The sequence below is a fragment of the Psychrobacter arcticus 273-4 genome (assembly GCF_000012305.1).
Classification (GTDB): domain Bacteria; phylum Pseudomonadota; class Gammaproteobacteria; order Pseudomonadales; family Moraxellaceae; genus Psychrobacter; species Psychrobacter arcticus.
On the sequence record NC_007204.1, the window covers coordinates 1,586,029 to 1,610,736 of the forward strand.

At 42.6% G+C, this 24,708-nt stretch carries 18 protein-coding genes; 4 read left to right on the plus strand and 14 right to left on the minus strand.

Annotated features, from left to right (window positions below; all coding sequences use genetic code 11):
- Positions 1–8: 8 nt before the first annotated feature.
- The 6 genes from msbA to rsmG form a co-directional block, all read right to left on the minus strand.
- A complete protein-coding gene (msbA, locus tag PSYC_RS06825; protein ID WP_011280588.1) occupies positions 9–1,796 on the minus strand; it encodes a lipid A export permease/ATP-binding protein MsbA in 1,788 nt (595 codons plus the stop codon).
- A 135-nt stretch (positions 1,797–1,931) separates the two neighbouring features.
- A complete protein-coding gene (locus PSYC_RS06830; protein ID WP_011280589.1) occupies positions 1,932–2,363 on the minus strand; it encodes an ExbD/TolR family protein in 432 nt (143 codons plus the stop codon).
- Between the two features lie 178 nt (positions 2,364–2,541).
- Positions 2,542–3,186 carry a MotA/TolQ/ExbB proton channel family protein gene (locus tag PSYC_RS06835; RefSeq protein WP_011280590.1) on the minus strand — a complete coding sequence of 215 codons (645 nt, stop codon included), beginning with the start codon at positions 3,184–3,186 and terminating at the stop codon, positions 2,542–2,544.
- A gap of 88 nt (positions 3,187–3,274) precedes the next feature.
- Positions 3,275–4,402 (minus strand): ParB/RepB/Spo0J family partition protein, encoded by a 1,128-nt coding sequence (locus PSYC_RS06840; protein WP_011280591.1) that lies wholly within the window; start codon positions 4,400–4,402, stop codon positions 3,275–3,277.
- Between the two features lie 147 nt (positions 4,403–4,549).
- On the minus strand, positions 4,550–5,329 hold the full coding sequence (locus PSYC_RS06845; protein ID WP_011280592.1) for a ParA family protein: 780 nt from the start codon (positions 5,327–5,329) through the stop codon (positions 4,550–4,552).
- A gap of 133 nt (positions 5,330–5,462) precedes the next feature.
- Positions 5,463–6,179: a 16S rRNA (guanine(527)-N(7))-methyltransferase RsmG gene (gene rsmG, locus PSYC_RS06850; RefSeq protein WP_011280593.1), complete on the minus strand. Its 717-nt coding sequence runs from the start codon at positions 6,177–6,179 to the stop codon at positions 5,463–5,465.
- Positions 6,180–6,543: 364 nt separating this feature from the next.
- Here rsmG and PSYC_RS06855 point away from each other — a divergent pair, with 364 nt between their 5' ends.
- From PSYC_RS06855 to PSYC_RS06865, 3 genes are all read left to right on the plus strand, one after another.
- On the plus strand, positions 6,544–9,399 hold the full coding sequence (locus tag PSYC_RS06855) for an ATP-binding protein (RefSeq protein ID WP_011280594.1): 2,856 nt from the start codon (positions 6,544–6,546) through the stop codon (positions 9,397–9,399).
- Between the two features lie 105 nt (positions 9,400–9,504).
- Complete coding sequence (locus tag PSYC_RS06860) at positions 9,505–10,656, plus strand: helix-turn-helix transcriptional regulator (RefSeq protein WP_011280595.1); 1,152 nt, start codon at positions 9,505–9,507, stop codon at positions 10,654–10,656.
- 69 nt (positions 10,657–10,725) lie between these two features.
- Positions 10,726–11,394 carry a TerD family protein gene (locus tag PSYC_RS06865; RefSeq protein ID WP_011280596.1) on the plus strand — a complete coding sequence of 223 codons (669 nt, stop codon included), beginning with the start codon at positions 10,726–10,728 and terminating at the stop codon, positions 11,392–11,394.
- A 265-nt stretch (positions 11,395–11,659) separates the two neighbouring features.
- Here PSYC_RS06865 and PSYC_RS06870 read toward each other — a convergent pair whose 3' ends face one another.
- Positions 11,660–12,637 (minus strand): ion transporter, encoded by a 978-nt coding sequence (locus PSYC_RS06870; RefSeq protein WP_011280597.1) that lies wholly within the window; start codon positions 12,635–12,637, stop codon positions 11,660–11,662.
- Positions 12,638–12,783: 146 nt separating this feature from the next.
- A complete protein-coding gene (locus PSYC_RS11680) occupies positions 12,784–12,936 on the minus strand; it encodes a hypothetical protein (protein WP_187147091.1) in 153 nt (50 codons plus the stop codon).
- A gap of 278 nt (positions 12,937–13,214) precedes the next feature.
- Between PSYC_RS11680 and PSYC_RS06875 the strand changes: the two genes are divergently transcribed.
- Positions 13,215–13,844, plus strand: coding sequence for an OmpW/AlkL family protein (locus PSYC_RS06875; RefSeq protein ID WP_011280598.1), 630 nt, complete (start codon positions 13,215–13,217; stop codon positions 13,842–13,844).
- Positions 13,845–14,144: 300 nt separating this feature from the next.
- On the opposite strand, the gene PSYC_RS06880 is transcribed toward PSYC_RS06875, so the two are convergent.
- The 6 genes from PSYC_RS06880 to glpK form a co-directional block, all read right to left on the minus strand.
- On the minus strand, positions 14,145–15,881 hold the full coding sequence (locus tag PSYC_RS06880; protein ID WP_011280599.1) for a 2-oxo acid dehydrogenase subunit E2: 1,737 nt from the start codon (positions 15,879–15,881) through the stop codon (positions 14,145–14,147).
- Positions 15,882–15,906: 25 nt separating this feature from the next.
- A complete protein-coding gene (gene aceE / locus PSYC_RS06885) occupies positions 15,907–18,720 on the minus strand; it encodes a pyruvate dehydrogenase (acetyl-transferring), homodimeric type (RefSeq protein ID WP_011280600.1) in 2,814 nt (937 codons plus the stop codon).
- Between the two features lie 789 nt (positions 18,721–19,509).
- The gene (locus PSYC_RS06890; RefSeq protein WP_041757701.1) at positions 19,510–20,202 is read right to left on the minus strand and encodes a TetR/AcrR family transcriptional regulator; all 693 of its coding nucleotides are present in this window, start codon (positions 20,200–20,202) and stop codon (positions 19,510–19,512) included.
- 213 nt (positions 20,203–20,415) lie between these two features.
- Entirely contained in the window at positions 20,416–21,441 is a 1,026-nt protein-coding gene (locus PSYC_RS06895) for an endonuclease/exonuclease/phosphatase family protein (RefSeq protein ID WP_011280602.1), read from the minus strand.
- A gap of 485 nt (positions 21,442–21,926) precedes the next feature.
- Positions 21,927–22,397 carry a hypothetical protein gene (locus tag PSYC_RS06900; RefSeq protein WP_227500372.1) on the minus strand — a complete coding sequence of 157 codons (471 nt, stop codon included), beginning with the start codon at positions 22,395–22,397 and terminating at the stop codon, positions 21,927–21,929.
- Positions 22,398–22,888: 491 nt separating this feature from the next.
- The gene (glpK, locus tag PSYC_RS06905) at positions 22,889–24,505 is read right to left on the minus strand and encodes a glycerol kinase GlpK (RefSeq protein ID WP_011280604.1); all 1,617 of its coding nucleotides are present in this window, start codon (positions 24,503–24,505) and stop codon (positions 22,889–22,891) included.
- Between the last annotated feature and the right edge of the window lie 203 nt (positions 24,506–24,708).

Here is a 24,708-nt window from a genome sequence, read left to right on the forward strand (position 1 = left end):
ACTCATGATTACTCAAAATCACGCGCATACATCTGCGCATAGTGACCATGCAATTGCATCAGCTCAGCATGGGTACCTAGCTCAACAATTCGACCACCATCTAAAACAGCAATACGATCAGCGGACTCAATCGTGGTCAATCGATGGGCAATAACCAGTGTCGTGCGATTCCTCATAATATTATCAAGTGCTTTTTGAATGTAATATTCTGATTCATTATCTAAAGCACTGGTGGCTTCATCCAATATCAAAATTGGGGCGTCTTTTAGCAGGGCACGTGCAATCGATAGACGCTGACGCTGACCGCCAGAGAGCTGCAAACCTTCAGCACCGATTTCACTTTGATAACCATTTGGCATTTGCATAATAAAATCATGAGCAAAGGCATCTTTTGCTGCTTGCTCAACTTCAGCTGGGGTTTTGTGAGCCAAACTGCCATAGGCAATATTATTAAAGACGGTCGTATTAAACAGTACCACTTGCTGATTGACCATAGCAATCTGAGCACGTAAGCTTTCAAGCTTAATGTCTTCGATGGGCATACCATCTAATGTAATCTGCCCTGAAGAAGTGGATAACGTACGTGTGAGCAAATTGACTAAAGAGGATTTACCCGCGCCACTACGTCCAACCAGTGCCACTGTCTCGCCTGCACGTATATCCAAATTAAAGTCGTGCAGTGCTACGGTTGAGTCTGGGTAAACCAAGCTGATATTATCCAGTTTTATCTCACCTACCAAGGCAGGGCTAAGCACACCGGTGTCTTCTTCTTCCGGCTCATCTAGTAAGGCAAATATCGACTCACCGGCCGCAATCCCTCTTTGCAACTGTTGATTGACATCCGTCAATGAACGTACCGGCTTACTTAATAGACCTGCGGCGGCGATATAAGAGATAAACTGACCTGCTGATATATCGTCTATGACTGCAGGACGCAATGCCAGCCAAACCACGACGGCCATTGCCACTGCCATTAACAGCTGTACGGCAGGGGTATTAATACTATTGGTAACGACTATTTTCATACCTTGACGCAGATTCTTTTTTGATACCTCATCAAAGCGCTTAGACTCATATGCTTGTCCACCATAATTCTTAACCACTTGATAGCCATTAATGACTTCATTGGTAATATGACTAACACCACCCATTGTTGCTTGGATACCTTTGGAAAGCTTCAAATAACGCTTTGACGCCACACGGATAATCCATAAAATCGGTGGCAGCACAACAAACAAAATTAACGTCAAACGCCAGTTGCTATAAAGCAAAAAGCCCATCAAGGCAATCACTGTCAAACCATCACGCAATAATGTCTTAAGCGAATCAGTACTGGCAGCAGTCACCTGTTCGACATCAAAAATAAGTTTAGATGAAATCGTCCCTGCCGGATTGGCCAAATAGAACGAGCTTGGCAAACGCAGCAGCTTATTAAACACCTCTACGCGTAGCTCATAAACAAGATTACGCGATACCAATGCCGTATAGTAATTACCCAAAAAGCTGCCCACACCACGTACAAAGAACAGCATCACAATAATAAACGGAAATAAACCCTGCTTACTTTGATCATTCTGATTGATAGCGTCGGTAATATATTGCAAGAGTTTGGCAATCCAAATCTCTGTACCAGCATTAATAGCAAAGCCAGTAATGGTGAGCAATATTGCCCACCAGTATGGTTTTAAATAAGCCAACAAACGCATAAGAGTCTTGCGTTTAGGCGGATTTAACGTCACCGCTGATGATTTTTTAGCAGAAGTTTTTGTAGAGTCAGGTTGATAAGCTTGGCTCATAAAAGCCTCAATTTAAGTATAAGAACAAGAGTGAATGGCACTGATCAAACAGTGAAAAGTAGAAATATCTAATAATAGAAATCAGCGCTAACGCTTAATGCTATTATTTATCGCATTTTAAAATACTATTTGTATTTATTGTGGTAATGCTTGACCAAGTGGTACAACCGTACTGATGTTTATATTTAAAAAGCCCAATTTGCCAGCGATATCCATCACTCGCACCACTGATTGATGTGTGGCATTGGCATCGGCAGCAATCACAAAAAGCATATCACGATTACTGCCTGCTTCTTGCTGCAATATACTGGTGAGTTCCGCCTCATTACTACTGGCAAGAGTGATACCATTGACCAAGTAGCTTCCATCTTCTTGCACAGCTACCTCGATACTGTTTTTATCTTCAGTCAGCGCCACACCTTCAGCTTCAGGCAAAATAATGTTTAAGCGGCTAAAGTGATTGAAAGAGGTTGCCAATAGCAAAAACACGATTAAAAACAATAAACAATCAATCATCGGAGTCAGATTAATTTCAAGCGGCTCAACGGTCGGTTTTCTAAAGCGCATGTCACTCTCTTCAATATATTTGATATTCGATACTAATGTGCTCGATGCATAATTTTCATAATGCCAATATTTTGATGCAAAAAAATAGCTATAAAGTAGTCATCACCATTTTATCTAAACCAAATCCGTCCATTGATTGCTGATCTCTTATGCTAGCATCTATTGCAATATGAGCGACCTACCTAGATGTAGTAGGAATATGAGTGTTTTCTAACAGTTGATAGTCATACAACTCTTGAACCATCAATCCTGCTTGGGTTTCAAACTGCGCATTGATATCGATGATACGGCGCTGAAAATAGCGATAGGCGACCAGCGCTGGGATAGCAACTATCATACCAGCAGCAGTCGTAATCAGGGCTTGCGACACACCTGCAGCAAGCATCGTTGGGTCTTGCATCGCGCCATCGGTAATGGCCAGAAATGAAGAGATAATGCCCAACACCGTGCCCAACAAGCCAAGTAGAGGTGCAATCGCTCCAATAGTACCGAGCATATTGATGTTTTTTTCTAATTGATGCACTTGTACGCTGGCACGGTTTTGCATATGCATGGTCATCGACTCTAAGCCGTACTGGCGATAAAGTAAACCTGTCGCTAGGATATCACCTAGCGCGGTCTTTTCTTTGACATTCATCAGCTGCGTACGACCGATATCACCATTTTCACGAAGGCGCGTTATCAACTGCTCGCGCAATCTATTAGGAGCAACCTTGTTAAACTGTAAGGTATGGCTACGCTCAATAATAATCACTAATGCCAAAATAGAGCACAATACGATAGGTGTCATGAGCCAACCACCCGCTTTTACCAACTCCCACATATCAACTCTCTTTTATATTTTGATAAAATTAGCTGTCATCAAGACAGTTTAAACAGGCACCAAAATGCACTCAATATTTTAAGCCATTTCAAGCCTGTGCTTCTATATGCTTAATTAAAGCGGCTAATTGATCTTGACTGTGGAAGAATATCTCAACGCTGCCCTGCCCGTCTTTTTTATGCTTAAGCTTCACTTCAGCGCCGAGCATATCTGTCAATCTTTGGGTTAAACGTTCGACATCACGAGACTGCACTTGTTCGGTGCGACTGGCTTTTGGTGCTGGCTGCAAAATAGATTTAACGAGTTTTTCAGCTTCGCGTACTGTCATACCGCCATCAATGATTTTTTGAGCGATGATAGGCTGCTGCTCAGATGATAACGCTAAAAGAGTACGCGCATGACCCATGTCTAAGGCACTAGTAGCTAGGTGATCTTTGACCGTGTCGTGCAACTGGTTTAAACGTAAAAGGTTTGATACCGTGGTACGTGCTTTACCGACGACTTCAGCAATCATGGCATGACTCATACCAAATTCTGTGTGGAAACGCTGTAACGCCGCTGCTTGCTCAATCACCGATAAGTCTTCACGCTGGATATTTTCAATTAATGCCAACGCAATCGCCAGCTCATCTGATAAAGCACGCTCAATCGCTGGAATAACTGACTTGCCTGCCATTTTTGCCGCACGCCAGCGGCGCTCACCGGCGATGATTTCGTGAGTAACAAACGCTTCACTTTTGTCTTCATTTGCCAGTAATGGACGAATGACAATCGGCTGCATGACACCATGCTGCTCAATAGAAGATGCCAACTCTGCCAGTGCCGTTTCACTCATATCACGGCGCGGCTGGTACTTACCGGCTTGCAAACGCGTGACATCGATTTGCACCAAACTGATTTGGTCCTCTGAACCGCTATTTTCTATACTATTTACACGATTGGTATTGGCGACATTTTTATTTATAGTACGCGCTTTACGTTGACTGGCATCTTTTGGCTCAGCAGCAGAAAATTTAACGGCTGTAGACTTTGCATTAATTGCAGTTTCGAAAGTTTTGACCGTCGCTTTTGTCTCTATTGGATCAGCTGACAAAGCCTGCTCGCTCGCAGCCATATCGTCTTGCAAGGCAGAGGCGGTAATTTGCTTTTCTTTTTTGATTGACCCTAATAAGGCGTCTAAACCTCGATTGGCAGCCAACCCTCTTTTTTTCGCCATGATTACCTATCCTATAACGCTAAAATAAAAGCCAAATGTTTTTAAATTCAATGATGAATACGATGTTCAATGTTTTGTTATTCAGTCGATTGCTCTAATGACCCATTACTTTTCTATAATCGGTCATTTTGTCTTATCCTAAGATAACTAGCGACTTTGTTTCATGACTTCAGCGGCCAATTTTTGATAGGCACGTGCGCCCTTTGACCATCTCTCATAGGCAATGACCGGTAGACCATGCGCAGGCGCTTCGGCCAAACGGATATTTCTTGGAATAATGGTTTGATACATAACATCGCCAAAGTGCGTTTCTAACTCAGCAGACACATCACGGGCGAGCGTATTGCGCGCATCAAATAACGTTCTGACCACACCGCGAATATATAGTTTAGGGTTCAATTCTGTTAAACGCTCTATCGTTTGCGACAAGTCCGCCAACCCTTCTAGCGCATAATACTCGCATTGCATCGGAATAATAATACTATCAGTTGCCACCAAAGCATTAATCGTCAATAAATTCAAACTGGGCGCGCAATCTATGACCACATAATCATAGGCGGGTTTTTGTGCCACTGCTTGATCTTTAATCAAGTCTGCTATCGCCGTCTTAAACAACTCATGGCTATTGGTTTTGCTCATTAATGTGATGTCCATACCCGCCAAATCACGATTGGCACCGATGACATCAAACCCTGCAGGGCTACTGACAATAGCATCAGATAGAGAGACGCCATCGAGGAGCACATCTGCTATCGTCAGTGTCAACTCATTTTTATCGACACCCGTACCACTGGTCGCATTGCCCTGTGGGTCTAAGTCAATGAGCAGTACGTGCTTGCGTTTGGCAGCCAAGCTGGCGGTCAAATTTACCGCCGTTGTGGTTTTACCCACGCCGCCTTTTTGATTCGCAATCGCTATGATTTCCATACACTCACTCAATTTAATTAGGATCTATTACTGATTTTACTAACGCGCTCTTTTGCTGAAGACGTAAACATTAGCACAGATGATGTTTCAGCATAAAATAAGAGGATTTTATGGTAAATGCTGTGCTCATAGCTTAGACATTTTTATAAGACAATTCAATTAAATGACGACTATCATGTAAACGTGGCACGTTCAGCTTAATGGTCTTAAACTGCCAATCGTTACCTAAAACGTGCCGTTCTTCCTCACTAGGCGCTTTACCTTTCATCGCACATAAATAACCATTATCTGCCAATCGCGGCTGGGCAACTTCAACAAAATCTATCAAACTGGCAAATGCTCGAGAGGTGACCACATCATAGCTTACCTCGTGCGCTTCAATGCGCGATGCGATAGGCTGCATATTACTCAAACCAAGCTCGCTACTGATTTGCTTAATAAAGCGTATTTTTTTCTGATTGCTATCAAGCGCTGTACATGAGCGCTCAGGCTGACAAATGGCAATAATAACCGCTGGCAAGCCGGCACCGGTACCAATATCCAGCAGCGACCCTGAGGGTAAATGGGTTATAATAGCCAAACAATCGATAACATGTTTGATAAGTGCTTCTACCGGATCAGTAATCGCGGTCAGATTATACGCTTTATTCCATAATAAAAGCTGGTCTAAATACAATAATAAGGTGCGCTGCTGCTGGGCACTCAATGTTATACCCAACTCGTCTATTGCTTGCGCTAAGATATTCGCCAATGTCGGTAATTGTGCGCCAAGCTTTACGAAGCCTGTCGGATCAATATGGATATTACCTATGCTAGCAGATGGTAAAGAAGGCTTAGTAGAGTCTGACATACAAGGGTTTATCCGTTTTTGACATGTGAACCGTCTATTTTATCATGCAGGCTGCCTATTGAATAGTTGCAGATTGCGCCAATGTACGCCATCTTATACTATCTACGCCTATATTGAGCCGTTATTCTTCCTTGATAACCTTAACACTGTCATATCAAGGTGAAAGTAAGCACACTGTTATTGGCTAAAACATTGATCTATATATGATACAAAATTGTGCTTAATGACCTATTTAAGCTACAGCTATATCTTGTAAGATGTTCTATCCATTATTAAATAATTAACCATAAAGAATTAAATATAAAAACCAAGCATTAAAAAATCAATAACCACTCACCTATTAAAAACGACTCAACATACGCTTATGACTGAACAGACAAACACACTGATGAATCAAAACCCGAAAAACACCAGCGATATGGTAACGCCTGCTAGTGACTTGAGTAGTAAACATACCTCTCATAAACTGTTATCTAATAAACTGTCACCTAATAAACTATTAGACAGTAAAAATCTGGCTCGTGAAATGACAGCGAAAGAAAAAAATAATGACGACGCTGATGCTACGCCTCATCCTATATTCATAGAAGTCAGTCAGCGCTGTCTTGTCGCGGCAAACCAGCTTAAGCGTTATAGTAAACCTAGTCTGCTGCCAGCCGATACCCGCAGCGCACCAGATTTAGATATTGGTTTTGGGCAACAGCGAGCGCTTAAGGCATTGCATACCGCCCTCGATATCCATGCTAGTGGCTATCATGTGTTTGCAGCAGGCGAAAATGGTTTGGGTAAACGTACCGTGATTAGTCGCTTGCTCAGTCTTATCGCAGCCGATGCACCGACGCCGGATGATTGGGTATATGTACACAATTTTACTGATCCACGGACTCCGTTAGCACTACGCTTACCTGCTGGTCAGGCCGCTGTCTTGCAACAACAAGTCAATACTCTATGGCAACAAGCCAAAAAACGGCTGAGTCAACGTTTTCGTAGCGACCAGTATCAAAGCAAAATAGAAGCCATCAAAAATGACACGCATCAAAAAGAAAGCCACGCCTATGATGCGCTCAATGCTGAGGGCAAACAGTATGACTTGGCGTTAACCTTTCGCCCATTTGACAATAAAGCCGTTTTTGTTCATCCAAGCCAGATCGCGACAGAAAATAGCGACACTGCTGCTAAAGATAAGAACGTACTAAATCGCGATAAGAAAGCGGCTACTGCGAGCATCGATATTCGCAATACTGAAGCTGACAATAATGCATACAGCAGTGAATATGAGACTGAGCTGAATAATTTTGCCCAAAAAAACCATATGCAAAAGCGGCTTAGTCAGCTGACCATTGCTTTAGAGCAATTAGAAGATGAAGCTAACGATGCAATTGAGTTGTTACATCGTAATATTTCTAAGCGGGCGCTACAGCCGTTATTCACACCTATTTATGAGCAGTTCAGCGCTCACCCACTTGTTGTTGAGTATCTAAAGGTAGTCTTTGCCGATATGATTACTCATGTCGAGCGTATCGTTAATGGAGATGATGAAGAGTTTGTAACGGCATTGCTCGCCACGACGCCTAGCCGCTATGCGGTCAATGTTATTAGCAGCCATGAGCCTGATAGTGGTGCGCCCGTTATCTTTGAAGACCTGCCCACTCACTTAAATCTATTGGGTCATGTAGAGCAAATCACCCAATTAGGCACAGTCACTACCAATGTCAGCATGATTCGTGCGGGCGCTTTACATCGTGCCAATGGTGGCTATCTGCTGCTTGAAGCCAGTCATTTGCTTGAGCACCCTTATGCTTGGCAGGGTCTTAAGCGTGCACTGCAATCTCGCAAAATCAAACTATCAAGTCTTGAGCAGATGCTGACCTTAACAGGAAGTTTATCCTTATCGCCTGCGCCGATTGATCTTGACATAAAGGTCATTTTGTTGGGTGAAGCCGATTTATATTATGAATTACTAGAGCTTGAGCCGGAGTTTGATGCGGTATTTAAGGTACGTGCTGATTTTCACGATGATGTAGTGCGCACTCATGAACACGAGCTAGCGTTGGTCGGAAAGATGGCAGACATCATCGATTATGACAATCTTTATCCTTTTGATAGGAGGGCACAGGCAACCCTGCTTGAGCATCTAAGTCTGCAAGCAGAGGACCAAGACCGTCTGAGTCTGCACAGTGATTTACTTATTAAGCTGTTGCATGAATCTAACCGCCATGCGCGTTTGGGCGGACAGGATATCGTCAGTGCTAAGCATGTGGTACAAGCTATTGAAGATATGGATGAGCGCTCAGGATATTTGCGTGACCTATATTGGGACGAGCTCAAAAATGGTCAGCAGCTTATCCAGACTCAAGGAAAAGCGGTTGGACAAGTCAACGCTTTAACAGTCGTGAGCTATGCCGATAGTGAATTTGGCATGCCTGCCCGTCTCACGGCGGTCATTCAGCCAAATATTGGTACTGGTGAAATTCTAGATATCGAGCGTGATGTTGATTTGGGCGGTAGCTTACACGCCAAAGGTATGTTGATTATGACCAGCTACTTACGGGCGTTATTTAGTCAGCACCATGCGCTAAACTTTAGTGCTTCATTGGCCTTTGAGCAAAGCTATGCGCATATTGATGGTGATAGCGCAACCGTCAGCGAAGGCTGTGCCCTATTATCTGCTTTAGCAAACGTACCCATTAATCAATCTCTTGCGATTACAGGTTCTATGAACCAGCTCGGCGAAGTACAAGCCGTCGGCGGCATCAATTCCAAGATTGCTGGTTTCTTTGATGCGTGCCGCGAGCAAGAATTGACTGGACAGCAAGGCGTGGTCATTCCTATGGCAAACGTTAAACAGCTTATGCTGCGTGATGACATTATTACTGCCGTTAAAGCAGGTAGCTTTCATATATATGGGGTGCACACGCTCAGTGAAGCGCTCACATTGATGACGGGATTACCTGTCGATACGGTGAATAAGAAAAGTCGATATCGCAAAGAGACACTGTTCGGTAAAGTCTTAAGTCGTTTGATGCTATGGGATGACAACCAAAATGCAGATGATGACATTGACGATAAAAAATCAAAAAAGAAAGCTAAAAAAAAGCGCCAAGCCAAACGGCAAAAAAAAGAAGACAAGAAAAAAGCAGCTAAAAAAGACAAGGCTATTACTATTAAAGAGCACAATGACATCATCGTAGAAGAAATCACTATAGATGAAGCACGCTAGACGTTAGGGTATTTAGCTATAACGATCATATGTTGATGTCGTGCTCATACTAATATGAATGACCCGCTGACTTTATAATCGTGACATTACAAAGGTTATCTTTTCATGACTGTATCTCATACCGACATTGCTCATACTGACAACGATAGTCTTGACAACGATAGTCTCGACAATCAACAGGCTACTGATGAGCAAGCAAACTCTGTTGCAACTTCAGACAATAAAGCCTCTGATGATGCAGCCGATAATCGTCACGGCGCTGCCACGACAGCGCGGCAGTGGCAAGTGTTGTCACAATTGCAGCGCAATCGCTGGGTAGGTACGACCCATATCTATGAGCAGCTGATATTGGCAGGTTTTGATATCAGTTTACGCACGGTACAGCGCGACCTAAACGCTCTTGCCAAACGCTTTCCTATCGAAAAAAACAACGCCAACCCGCAAGGCTGGCGCTGGGAAGATGATGCACCGCTACAAAGCTTGCCGCATATGAATTTATCGCAAGCGGTCGCCTTCAATATGGTTGAGGCCAATCTAAGCCAGCTGCTACCGCCAGTTATTTTAGATGAGCTATTTCCTTGGTTTGATTTGGCACGGCGCCAGCTCAAAAATAGCAAAGTGACCCATTCATGGATTGATAGGGTTCGTATTGAGCCTGCAACTCAGCCGTTGATCGCCCCACATATCGATTTAGACAGTAAAGACAATATTTATCACGCTCTGTTTTATCAACTACAAATCAAAGCCTGCTATACCCGCAGCAATAAATCACAAGCCAGCGAATATACCTTAAACCCTATTGCTATCATTCAGCGTGGGGTGATTATTTATCTGCTCGCGACCCGTACCGATGATAGCGAAAATATCATTCGCATTTTTGCCCTACATCGATTTGCCAGCGTTGAGATATTAGAGAGCGCCGCAAAAACGCCTGATAACTTCCAACTAGATAATTATCTGGATGCAGGTGGCATGGGCTTTAGCCATCCTTTATTTAGCCCATTAGCCAATCATGGCAAATATACACCGATTGAGCTACAATTTACCAAACAAGCAGGCAAGAGCTTGACCGAAAGTAAGCTTAGTGATGACCAAATTGTCACCATCAATAGTGATGAAAGCTTGACCATACAAGCAACTGTGAACCTAACCTCGCAACTGGTCTGGTGGTTGCGAGGTTTTGGGAATGGTCTGCTAGATGCCAAGCCAGAGCTACTTTATCAAGCGGTATTAGATAAAACAGCAGATGCTATCTAACCTGTTTTTATACGATCTTTACAACTACCTAACCCATTCATAAAAAAACTATGCATCAAAAGGATTATTATGTCGACCACTACCCCATCGCCACTACTGTCAGACAGCTTAAGAGGGTTGGGTCTAGATGCAGGTACTTTATTTTTTGGTCTCAATTATGAATTTACCAAGATTGAGCAAAAAGGCTTGTTTAAAAACTTAAAGAAGCGTTTTAACAAAAATGCCAACTCTATAGATCTTGATTTGGCTTGCGTGTTATATGATGACAATTGCACCATTAGTGATATGGTTTGGTTTAAAAAGCTGCGTGACAAAGCCGAATCGATATGCCATCAAGGCGACAGTCTGAACGGTAAAGACCGCGGTGACCAAGCCATGTACCTTGCACCCCTTGATCAAGAGCAAATCCGGCTATATCTGGATGAAATCCCTGCTCATATCACCCACATTGCTTTGATTGCCAACTCCTATCACGGACAGCCCTTTACCAGAGTTAAAAAGGGTGAGATTCATCTAAGCGATGATGAAGGCAACCGCTCTTTTGAGGTCAACTTAAAACAGCTGCCGCGTGATTGCCTGACGCTATGGGTGGCACATTTGCGCCGAGAAGTAGATGACTGGCATCTAACGCTACAGAATCTACCGCTCCCTGCGACAGATTTGGCGCTAGCGGCTCAGCAAGTGGCGCACGAATTGGCTCGTGCCTTACCGATTCCACAAGCAATCTATAGTCGGTGAAAAATAATATCGATACAACACCTACTACTGGTGCAAATTTTTCTTGCTTGCTGTGCCTACGCAGACAGAGGCTGCAAAAAATTTACACCAGCAATACGGTAGCGATTTTAAAGTATTTCAACTATATTCTAAAATAGTGCTTTACGCTTAATAAAAAATGCTCAATCGCTATACAAAGCAATTGACCATCTTTTATTTTATATACAGTTCCTTATTTTATAACCTAGGATATAAAAGAGAATCGCTGATAACTGATATTTTTTTACTATAAGCGCTCGCCGCAATGCGGACAAAAATTCTTTTGCTGCACGTCTCTTTCACGGCGCTCAAGCTCTTGCTCACGCAGTACTTGCAGCACAATGTCCTGTGCTTGCTCTTTATCTAAGCCAAGCTCGCGGCGGATTTTCTCAATCATCATCTGATTTTGTACCAAATCAAAATCACTATCAATAAGTTGTCCCCGAAAGTCTTGTTCAAGCTCTTCACGGCGCTGACTGAGCTCATTTGCCAAGCCCGTTGCCAAAATACCGGCAGGCAATGCTGCTATACCTACACCCAGTATAGTAATGATAGCCCCTAATATTTTGCCCGCATTAGTAATCGGCGTCACATCACCATAACCCACTGTCGTTAAAGTGACTACCGCCCACCACATGGCTTTTGGTATCGACTCAAACTCCTCTGGCTGTGCATGATTTTCTACCAAATAAATCCCACTAGAGGCCGTCACAATCATGATTATCAAGATAAAAATAACAGCTTGAAACGAGCCTTTTTCTTTACTAATCACCACTAACAAAATACGTAATGAAGCAAAATAACGGGTGAGCTTAAGAATACGGAACAGGCGCAAAATGCGTAAAAAACGCAAGTCTATACTGACAAAGAAGTTCAAAAATGCAGGGGCAATGGCAATCAAATCGATTAATGCTGACGGACTTTTTAGCCAATCCCAGCGCTGTCGCCACGTAGTATTGCTTGGCTTGGCTTCAGCGACACTCCATAGACGAAGCAGATATTCAATGGAAAATATCACAATAGAGAAGTTCTCAAACCACGTAAAGTACTCTTGATAAGGGTAGTACCAAGTGTCAACAGACTCGGCGATAACCGCAGTGACGTTTGCCATAATCAAAAAAATAAGAAAATAATCAACACAGCGACTAAAGAGCGTGTCATGCTCATCGTTTTGCAAAATGTTATAGACAAAAAGACGCAAGCGCCGTATAGATTGGAATAGCATGCCGTCCCTATGCGGTGTAACACCGAGCTTGGATGAACAAAAAAGCCGTTATGAGAGTTTTATTATACTAACTTTATGTAATAAATGTGCGTGACCAAGACCAATATGATGGCAACTGCAAAAACAGCCATGCGTAATAATCGCTCTTAAGCACGCAGCTCATGACTGAGTTTTTGCGCAGGTACTAAAAACAACCCATAATCTGGGCAACAGGAATCTATCTCATCCAACACTTTTAATGAGCGAGCATTTGCACAGCGCAGCGGAGAATTACTACAGTAGCCCAACATCATTAACAACCAACTCCTTTAAACAGTAACAGCGCATTAATAATATCAAAAACGCTAAATAAACATATGATATGTTCTAAATTTTAACGTATCCAAACCCTTCTAGTTGTAACTTTACGCATAAATATCTTAACCTTCAGATTAAAACCTTACTTTTAGTAAGGATTTTGTACTATAATAGATAGCAGATGTTACAGGTTAATCCCTAGCCTAACATTATGTATCGCCAACTTATGCCATCCCTCATGAGTTAGCGACCATCATTTATAACGTTGAGGAATTAAACGATGAAACTACAATCCCTAGTTTTAGCTGCTGCTACTGCCCTTACTATGACCACTGCTTTTGCTGTGCCTGCAGGTACTTGGACAGTTGCCGCTGGTGCACACTATGTTGACCCAAAAAGTGATAACGGTACTTTAAACAATGGTTTATCTGTTGATGTTGATGGCGATGTACGCCCAACTATCAGTGGTGAATACTTTATCGCTAATAACGTTGGTGTTGAACTACTAGCTGCAATTCCTTTTCATCATGATTTCACACTAAATGATGCTACTGGTAAAGAAATACTTACAGGGAAAACTCAACATTTACCACCAACGCTTTCTCTACAATATCACTTCGATGATTATAACTTGCCTATGAATGTGAAACCGTTTATAGGTGTTGGTGTGAACTATACGACTTTCTTCAAGGAAAAACTTAATCAGCCTGGCGCTGATCTAAAGCTTGACGATAATGTTGGTATAGCTGGTCATATCGGTCTAGACATACCTTTTGCCCCAACTGAGGCTTTCCGTATCGATGCGCGTTATATGGACATCAAAACTGATGCTACTCTAAATGGTACTGATATTGGTGAAATCGACATTAGCCCTTGGGTTTATGGCGTTGCGTTTGTCAAACAGTTCTAATTTAGCCGTATCATAAGCTAAAGATTATGAATAAAAAAGCCAGCTTAATTGCTGGCTTTTTAGTGTCTGTCATTTATCTATAGTTGAAATACTTTAAAGTCGCTACCGTATTGCTGGTGTAAATTTTTTGCAGCCTCTGTCTGCGTAGGCACAGCAAGCAAGAAAAATTTGCACCAGTAGTACGTGTTGTATCGATATTACTTTTCACCGACTATATATTCTGATGAAATAGCAAATATAAAAAAGACCATCCGCAGACAGTCTTTTTATTATTCATATTATTTTAAGTAGTCGTAAAACCTATAGCAAAATGCGGCGCGGGTCAGCAAGCAATGTTGCGACATAGCGGGTAAATACTGCCGCATCAGCACCGTTAATCACACGGTGATCGTATGATAATGACAATGGCAACATGAGGCGCGGCTCAAAGGCTTGCTTAGCAGCATTCCATTTCGGTTGCATAGTCGCTTCTGATGCACCCAAAATACCTACTTGCGGCCAGTTTACCAATGGCGTAAACGCCGTACCACCCAAGATGCCTTGACTTGATATGGTAAAGCTAGCACCTTGTAAGTCTTTGGTGCTCAGCTTTTTATCACGGGCTTTGATTGCCAACTCGCCGATTTCAATCGCAATTTGCTTAATGCCTTTTTCGTGAGCATTTTTAATCACTGGCACGATTAACCCATCATCTGTTGCTACCGCAATACCCATATTCACGCTTTTACGTAGGATAACCTGCGTATTGTCATCGCTTAAATGACTGTTAAAGCGTGGATGCTGGGTCAATGCATAAGCAGTTGCCTTGACGATAAAAGCCAAAATTGTCAGTCCAATACCTTCAGCTTTCATACCACCTTTAAGTTCGCTACGCAGCTGCTCTGTCTCAGTAATATCAGACAAATCAAACTGCGTCACTTGTGGCAAGTAAGTATTGTAATTAAGCTGCGGTATAGACACCTTTTGCAAGCGTGTTAAATCTTGGGTTTCCGTTTCACCCCAAATTTCAACGTTACTCATATCAGGCAAGCTTGGTAAGCTGGCTCTAGATGCACCGGTTGCAGTAGCTGGAGAAGCTTGCTGTGTCGTTAGGCTTTGTTTGACATGCGCAAATAAATCTTCTTTTAAGATACGCGCATTCAGTGCTGAACCTGCCACCTCACTAATATCCACACCCAACTGACGCGCAAGCTTACGGACAGCTGGACCAGCATAGACATCAACCATTTTTTCATTGACTTGTGCTTCGGTCAGCTTATTACTTGCGCTGGTCGTCGCATTAGCGGCTTGTTTAGGTGCAGTCGTTACTTGCTTATCTGCTTTCTGACTGGCATCAGCCTTTTCATCAGTAGCCGCTGGTTTTGGATCTTGCGACTGCGCATCTTCTGCTTTGGCTTCACTTGTAATATTGGTATTATCTGAGCTTTGACCAATGATGACAATAAAGTCTTGACCATTGGCAACCATATCGCCAGTTTGTACCAGTATTTTTTCAACTTTGCCTGCTTGCGGCGCTGGTACTTCAACCGAAGCTTTATCCGACTCAATCAGCAAGATAGACTGATCGGCAGTGACCATATCACCGACACTAACCATAATCTCAGAAACTTGCGCTTCATCGACGCCTAAATCTGGTAGCGCATGAGTGGTTGCTGTTGCGGCTTGTTGAGCAGGCTGAGCGGTATTTGACTCAGCTGTTACTTTATCACTCTGCTCTTCTTTTTGCGTTTCTTCTTGCTCAGTATCACGAGACTTATCTTGAGTATCAGCGACAGCTGCTTCTGTGCTTTGGCTATCATCTTGATTCTCAGTCTCGCTTTCAAGCTCAATCAGCACCATACCTTCGCTGACTTGATCGCCAACCGCAACGCTAATTTTAGTTACTTTGCCAGCAGCAGAGCTTGGTACTTCAACTGACGCTTTATCTGACTCAAGCAAAATAATATTATCGTCTTTTGCGATGACATCACCAACTGCAACCATAATTTCACTGACTTCGGCGCTATCAACACCCAAATCGGGGGCTTTAATTTCCATCCTTGTTCTCCTTGTCTTATGGTTATTATTCTGTGACGTCATCATTATTAAGTAAGGTCGCATCGGCTTTGTCTTCGGCGCGCCCTTCACTGCTTATCTCTTCATCCTCTTCACTAATAAACTCAGGTACCGGACTTGGATTAACATTATCAGGTGCTGGTGCATCTGGGAATTGATCATAATAAGACTGCTGCTGCCATGCAGGTGGCTGATCGGCTTCAATACCAAAGCTTGAAATCGCATCTTTGACTAAGCGCATCTCAACTTCGCCTTCATCTGCCAAGCGTTTTAGCGTAGCGACAACGATGTGTGCGGCATCAACATGGAAGAAGCTACGGAGATTCTCACGGGTATCTGAGCGACCATAGCCATCTGTACCAAGCGTGGTATAAGGACGGTTGTCAGGTAACCAAGCACGGATTTGCTCTGAGTAGTTACGCATATAATCTGTTGCGGCAACGACGATACCTTCGTGCGGCGCCAACTGCTCAGTAACCCAAGGTACTATCTCTTCTTCCATCGGATGCAAGCGGTTATAATCATCACAAGCCATACCATCACGAGTCAATTCGTTAAAGCTGGTCACACTCCAAACATTTGAAGTAATATTGAAATCGTCTTTTAGAATTTGTGATGCTTTTTGTACTTCACGTAAGATGACACCAGAACCTAATAACTGAACTTGCGCTGAGCTATTATCTTCTAGTAAATACATACCGCGCTTAATGCCTTCCTCTACGCCTTCTGGCATTTCAGGCTGTTCATAGTTTTCATTCATCAAGGTCAAGTAATAATAAACGCGCTCGCCTTCACCATACATACGGCGCAGACCATCATGCATCACCACTGCCAACTCATAACCAAAGCAAGGATCATAGGTTACGCAGTTTGGTACCACGTTAAATAGAATTTGTGAATGACCGTCTTGATGTTGCAAGCCTTCACCGTTCAACGTCGTACGACCTGCGGTAGCGCCCAGTAAGAAACCCTGAGCCTGACAATCACCTGCCGCCCATGCTAGATCACCAATACGTTGGAAACCAAACATCGAGTAATAGATATACATCGGAATCATCGGTAACGCATTGACAGAATAACTGGTTGCCAATGCAATCCAAGCACTCATCGCGCCCGCTTCGTTGATGCCTTCTTCTAACATATGACCATCGATGGCTTCTTTATAACCCATCAAGGCTTCACTATCTTCTGGCGTATATTTTTGACCAACTGCCGAATAGATACCCAATTGACGGAACATCCCTTCTAGACCAAAAGTACGGGCTTCATCAGGAACGATAGGTACAACGCGATCTTGGATGTCTTTATTCTTTAGCATCGCTGATAATAGACGCACAAACACCATGGTGGTTGATTGCTCTTTACCGTTACTGCCTTTTAAGACACGATCAAAGATAGACAAATCAGGAATATTCAATGGAATATGTCCACTGCGACGATTTGGAAGATGACCACCCAAGGCTTCACGGCGACCTTTGAGATATTTCATCTCCGCTGAACCTTCTTCAGGGCGATAAAACGGTAACGTCTCTAATTGCTCATCGGTAAACGGCAAATCAAAACGATCGCGGAAATACATCAAGGCTTCTTGATCAAGTTTTTTGACCTGATGCGATTTATTCACCGCTTGGGTTTGGGTAGATAGACCATAGCCTTTAACAGTTTTGACCAAAACAACGGTTGGCTGACCTTTGGTTTTCATGGCTTCACTAAACGCCGCGTAAACTTTCATAGGATCATGACCACCACGGTTTAGGCGTGAGATATCTTCATCCGTCAAGGCGTCTGCCATCTCTTTTAACTCAGGATACTTGTTAAAGAAATGCTCGCGAGTAAATTCAGCCGTACGCGCTTCATATAGCTGATACTCGCCATCGACCACTTCTTCCATACGGTATTTAAGAGCACCTGAGACGTCTTTATCAAGCAAAGTATCCCACTGACCGCCCCAGACAACTTTAATCACACGCCAGCCTGCGCCGCGGAATACTGATTCAAGTTCCTGAATGATTTTACCATTACCGCGAACAGGACCATCAAGGCGCTGCAAGTTACAGTTGACCACCCAAATAAGATTATCCAATTTTTCACGACCAGCAAGCGAGATTGCACCTAAGCTTTCTGGCTCATCGGTTTCGCCATCGCCTAAGAAGGTCCAAATTTTACGACCTTCTTTTTCAAGCAGACCACGGTTTTCCATGTAACGATGGACGTGGGCATGGTAGATCGACATGATAGGACCTAAGCCCATTGAAACCGTTGGGAACTGCCAATAATCAGGCATTAGGTACGGGTGCGGATAGCTTGACAGACCTTTACCACCAACTTCACGGCGGAAATTGTCTAGCTGCTCTTCAGTTAAGCGCCCTTCTAGATAAGAACGTGCATAGATACCAGGCGCTGAGTGACCTTGGTAATAAATCATATCACCACCGAAATGATCACTGGCAGCACGAAAAAAGTGATTAAAACCTGTCTCATAAAGGGTAGCACTTGAAGCAAATGTCGCTAAGTGACCGCCTAAATCATCGTCGTTTTTATTGGCACGCATTACCATTGCCAAAGCATTGTAGCGAATCAGAGCACGAATTTTGCGCTCGATCGTCAAGTCACCTGGGTACATTGGTTCATCTTCAACGGCGATGGTATTGATATAAGCCGTATCTAAACGGTTAAATGGCAGGCCTTCTTGCACCCCCATATTGTATAAGGCTTTTAATAAGAACTGCGCACGATCTTTATCAGCATGCTTAATCACAGACTCAAAAGCTTGCAGCCATTCCTGCGTTTCGCTGCTATCAGCATCCTTGTAATAATTCATCTTTCTTAATCCTTTTTTATCAGTCATCCCTACACGATGGCAGGGTATTATTAAATCACAGAGTTATACATATTTTCGTAAGCAAACGATTTACCTAATGCCTTCCTTGCTGCATCTCGTCATTCCATTATATGTCGTGGTTCTTACAGACCAGTTACTAATAAACAGTAACTGTAGCTTGGCATGGGGTTCAAACAGACATCGTAGTAAAAGTAAACGACAGCCGATATGCGACTTTCATCATCAAATGATATTGACGCTTTATTATAGGGGTTTATTAACAGATTGTTTATAGCTATAGAGAAATGCCAATATGACAAGTATTTTTAAAATAAATAGTGATTATTTTTTTGGAGATATTTAAGAAGTTTGTTGGGAAGTTCTTTGCAATGAGTAATGAAAGTTATATTTAGCACAAAAATGTATTTGGTCATAATAAGTCTGCCACTCATCTGCTTTCTGAGAAATTTACAAAATTATTGCTTAATATGGGGCGGTTCAGGTCAAGTATTATCGCCACCCGATCAAATGTATAGTTGAAATACTTTAAAGTCGCTACAGTACTACTGGTGTAAATTTTTTGCAGCCTCTGTCTGCGTAGGCACAGCAAGCAAGAAAAATTTGCACCAGTAGTACGTGTTGTATCGATATTACTTTTCACCGACTATATAATGGGCTACCGCTGTAAGTTTTTTATAAAGCTCATGCATATAAGTTGAAAAATAAAAAAAATCCGACATTTATATGTCGGATTTTTTCAATATCTATCTGCAAAACTTAATATACAGCTTAACGGTTTTTACGCGGTAGCTTCTCTGGCAAATAGCAACGCAGATAAGCGATAGATGCGGTATTCGCTTCTTGCAAATATTTATCGGTAATGCGCTCATGACGACGATAAGAAACCGTAAAAATAGCATTTACAATACTAAAAGCAATCAATAATACATCTTGAATATCTTCAAACTTAGGTACTTCATAGCGTTCAGCCAAACGATCATACACCAATCTGACCACTTGGTGATCCATATGCTCACCAAAACTGTCGCCTTCAAAATCAGGTGTATTGGTATCATAAATCAATTTAGCTTTGGTTTGATCTTCATCAAAAATTTGTACACAGCGATCAATTAGCGCCGTGAGATATCCCTGCCATCTATCATATTTAACCGTCTCAACCGTTCTTAATACGTCTAAGATATCAATAGCATTTAAAAAACGCAGCGCTAAAAATATGGCTTCAATATTAGGGAAGAAATGATAAGCAGACGCTCTTGGAATACCCGCTTCTTCGCAGACAGCGGCAAGCGTAATATCATTGATAGATTGGGTTTCACTCAACTTTTTAGCACCCATCAATAATTTTTGACGGCGCGCGCGACCTTGCTGACTAGTAAATTTAAACTTATTAGGCACCAACTTTTTTGCCAGCTCCGAGTCTACCAGTACATCTTCAATTTTGTCGTCTTTATTTTCACTCATGATAAATCTCTTAATGTTATGCCCTATCTTTATAAATATAGTGTTCATCGGATAGTATGCGCCCTAAATAAAAGGACCATTTCTATCAACTGAATGTCGGATGATAGTACCGCTACTATACTCAACGAGGAGGCATAATAAACGCTTGTACACTATCAAGCAAGGGACAAGAATAGGTTAAAAAACAATTCAGCAATTAATTATAAAATAGCGTTAATTGTGAAGCTTTATTTTCGCTCTTATAATACCATGATCAATCACTCTATCTGCATAATCCCACTTTAAATGGTCGTTAAAATAGTCAACGCGTTCAACCTGACCGAGCGAAAACTTGCTATCAGGTAGAAATTCTTCAGAGACAAATAATTGATCAATCACTTCTGGCATACCTTGGTAAATGTGGGTATATGCCACATCTTTCATCCAACCATAACGGGCTTGAATACGAGCAGCATCAAACAGGGCAACGTCGCGCATGCTCTTGTCATAATTAACTTCACCAGTCTCAGTCATCAACTGAGTGGTAACGCTTTCGGTCACATCATTCATATCACCAAGCAAAATCAAAGGCTCACGAGTATGCTGTAACCTATCTATGATAGAAAGCCTGATAGAAGCCGCTTCTGCAGCACGCATACACAAACTACGCAGCTTGGCACGAATACGAATATTTGGATCATCCATATCTTCCAACAAATTACCTGCCTCATCACGTAAGAAAAAAGCACGTTTACTTTTCAGATGAGCGGTAATAATCGTTATCGGCTGACCAAACGCATCGACGCGTAATACAAGTGGCGGACGATTAAAGCGTTGATAAGGACCTATATCTGGAATATTAATGATGGCTTTTGGCAAAATATCTTCAAGTAAGCGACTCTCTAAGTGCGCAAACCGACTAATGATCCCAACAGCAGGGGTATTCTGCGCCCCTTTGCCTTGCGTATAGGGGCTTGCACTATCATTACTTGCCAGCGGAATAACCACATGCTCAGGTTTAAAACCTAATGATACGGCCAATGCGATTAGCGCCTCACTGTCCCATACTTCTTGTACCGCAATGATATCAGCATGTGCCTTTGATAGTAGATCTGTGATACCACGCAACTTATGTTCGTATTCATGATTACTGTAAGCAGGTGCATTTGGATAATAGAGACGATTTGGATTGGCAAAATTGAGCAGGTTGGCTGTTGCTATATAAAACTGCTTATGATTACTTTCATTATTATTGGTCATAAACTGCCTATTATTATTTTGAAATACGGTTTTTAATGATTACTTATTGGCTAATTTTAACAATAAAGCATATTAAATACTATATATTCATACATAGTAATATATAGAAAAAAAGCCTCCAAAGAAATCTTTGGAGGCTTTAAAATAGCATAAATTCGAATTATTGCGTCTGCTAACAAAAAAACATCTACAATCGAACTAAATCTAGTAATAAGACAGTAAGCTTTAGTCGTGTTTACTTACTTGAAGCAAGTAAACCATTAGCAGCACTTAAATATAGTCGGTGAAAAGTAATATCGATATAACACGTACTGCTGGTGCAAATTTTTCTTGCTTGCTGTGCCTACGCAGACAGAGGCTGCACAAAATTTACACCAGCAATACGGTAGCGACTTTAAAGTATTTCAATTATATTATTCGCTTACTGCTTTGATAAACCATCTAACCTGAGTACTTAATGTCTTATTAAAATCAGCATAAACACATTAAGAAATACGATTCCACGCATCACGAGACGCTCTACGTGCCTCATTCCACTCCATACGTGATTCACCTTTCACATTGAACCATGAGCGCTCTAACTCTGCCTCATGATCTTCAAAACGGGCATCGGCAGGATAACGTGCACGGTTTGCATAACCTACCGCATAGGCTGGATGTAAGTCACGGTCGAAGTCATGACCTTCTTGATAGTAATCGGCATTGGCATACTCTGCACGCCAATACGCTTCTTCACGCGTTGGATCAATCGCTTCGGCTGCCGCATGACCTGCGCCGCCACCAACGATTGCACCAATGGCTCCGCCAATCAGCGTTCCAAGTGGGCCAGCTATTGTACCTATAGCTGCGCCTGCTGCTGCGCCGCCAATACTACCGACACCTGTACCTACTGGATGTGAGCCTGGCTCACCTGTAATTGGGTCAGCATTCAAATCATCTCTGGTTTCTTTTGACATATGTTTGATAGCTTTACGATCAATCGCATCATGATCCTCTATGATATTGTCATTTTCATGTCTAATAACAGTATTATTGATGACATGATCACTACCAGTCAATCGGCGCTCATTGTCATCGATGATACGCTCTCTGTCGCCAACTTCAAGATAGTCATCAGTAATTACACGGTTATTAGGGTCCGTAATGCGGCCATCGTTATTCATAAGATCTTCCTTAATTGATTTGTTATATATTCTATTTATCATCAATCCACTTAATAGCAATATAAGCTAGATTAAGCGTTTTATTAAATCTCCTAAAGTATAGGAGCTGATTGCAAACACAGATAGGTCGAATATGTAAACTGTGTCAAAATTGCGATGATATTGCGTTACAGTCTGTATCTCTACCAATATTTTGTCGGCTGACGTAGTTTTTAGGTGAATTGACTACACAATACTGAAAACGGCTATTAAAACAATATGCAAAATAATATCTATCATAGCAATCAAGGAGTCATTAACGCTCTACTGATAGCTTGTTGCCATTTATTAAGATGCTGCTCACGCACATCTATAGACATGCTAGGCTCAAAAATTCGATCCACCTGCCAGGAGGCTTGCATCGTGGTATCATCATATAAACCTGTCTTTAAACCAGCAAGTAACGCAACCCCTTTTGCTGTAATCTCTGTGTCTTTTGGGCGTAGTACCGGCACGCCTAGTAAATCTGCTTGAAACTGCATCAGCAAATCATTATTTGCTGCGCCGCCATCTACTCTTAGCTCAGTGAGTGCCTGCGGGCTGTCTTTTTGCATGGCGATGAGCACATCATACGTCTGATAAGCAATAGCCTCTAATGCCGCCCGTGCAATATGCGCTTTGGTCGTACCGCGGCTCATACCAGTAATACTGGCACTGATGTCTGAGCGCCAATAAGGGGCACCCAGTCCCGTAAATGCTGGTAGTAACACTACCTCCTCACTACTCTCAACTTGCCGCGCTAAATCTTCCACTTCCCCGCTCTTTTGGAACATACCCAGATTATCACGCAGCCACTGTACGATTGCGCCTGCCATAAATACACTGCCTTCTAACGCATAAGTCACTTCTCTGTTGGGAGGCTGTAGCATACGTTTACCAGATTGCACGATTTGCTCAAATGATAAATGGTCGGGACGAGTTGGTGCTGATTTTCGTTGCCATGCAATGGTCGTCAATAGCTTATGCTCACTAAGCATCGGTTTTTGACCGATATTCATCAACATAAAACAGCCCGTACCGTAAGTATTTTTTGCCATACCTGCCTCAAGACAGCCTTGCCCAAAAAGCGCCGCTTGCTGATCGCCCAATACCGCATGTATAGGAATTTGCTTAGCAAACAGCCCTTTTTTAGTTTTGCCAAAGTCGCCATCAGATGGTAGAACTTTAGGCAAAATATTTATGGGTATACCAAATCGGGCACACAACTCCTCCGACCATGCCAGCTTATGGATATCATATAACAAGGTACGAGAAGCGTTGGTTACATCAATGACATGCTCACCGCCTGTTAGCTTATATATCAGCCAGCTGTCTATCGTGCCAACCGCTATCTCACCTTTACTGGCGCGTACGCTCAACTTAGGGTTGTGCTCTAATAGCCAAGCGATTTTGCTGGCACTAAAATACGGATCTAAGCGCAAACCTGTGATACGTTGTACTTCACTTGCCATATTGCCTTGGCTGCTGTTATTGCTAATACCTGTAACAACTTGCGTCGTGGCCATTAAGTTTTCATCAGCAAGCAATTGACAGTAACTCGCCGTACGTCTGTCTTGCCAAATAATGGCTGGCGCAAGCGGCTTACCTGTGTGCTTATCCCATATGACAATAGACTCACGCTGATTGGTAATCGCAATACCACTAACATCGGTAGCGAGCAGCCCCGCCTGATTAATGACGTCATGGGCGCAGCTGATTTGCGTCTGCCAAATTTGCTGGGCATCTTGCTCAACAAAGCCTGCTTGCGGCGTTTTTAAAATCGTTGGCTGTTGTGCCATTTTAATTGGGCACGCATGATCATCGTACAATATCGCTCGACTCGAGGTTGTCCCTTGATCTAAAGCTAAAATATATCCTGCCATCGCTCACATCCCGTCCTGAACCGCCCCGACTTTATCGGAGGCTAATTTACTTGAGTCAAGCAGCGATGCCTGACAGGATTAAACTATCATAATACCGTCTTTCAAACTCAAAAAGCGACACATAACCATAGGTTGATGGGGCAATCGGTAGGATTCTGCAGATAGGCTCGATCCCCTAATTATCTTTATAATCATCGATAACA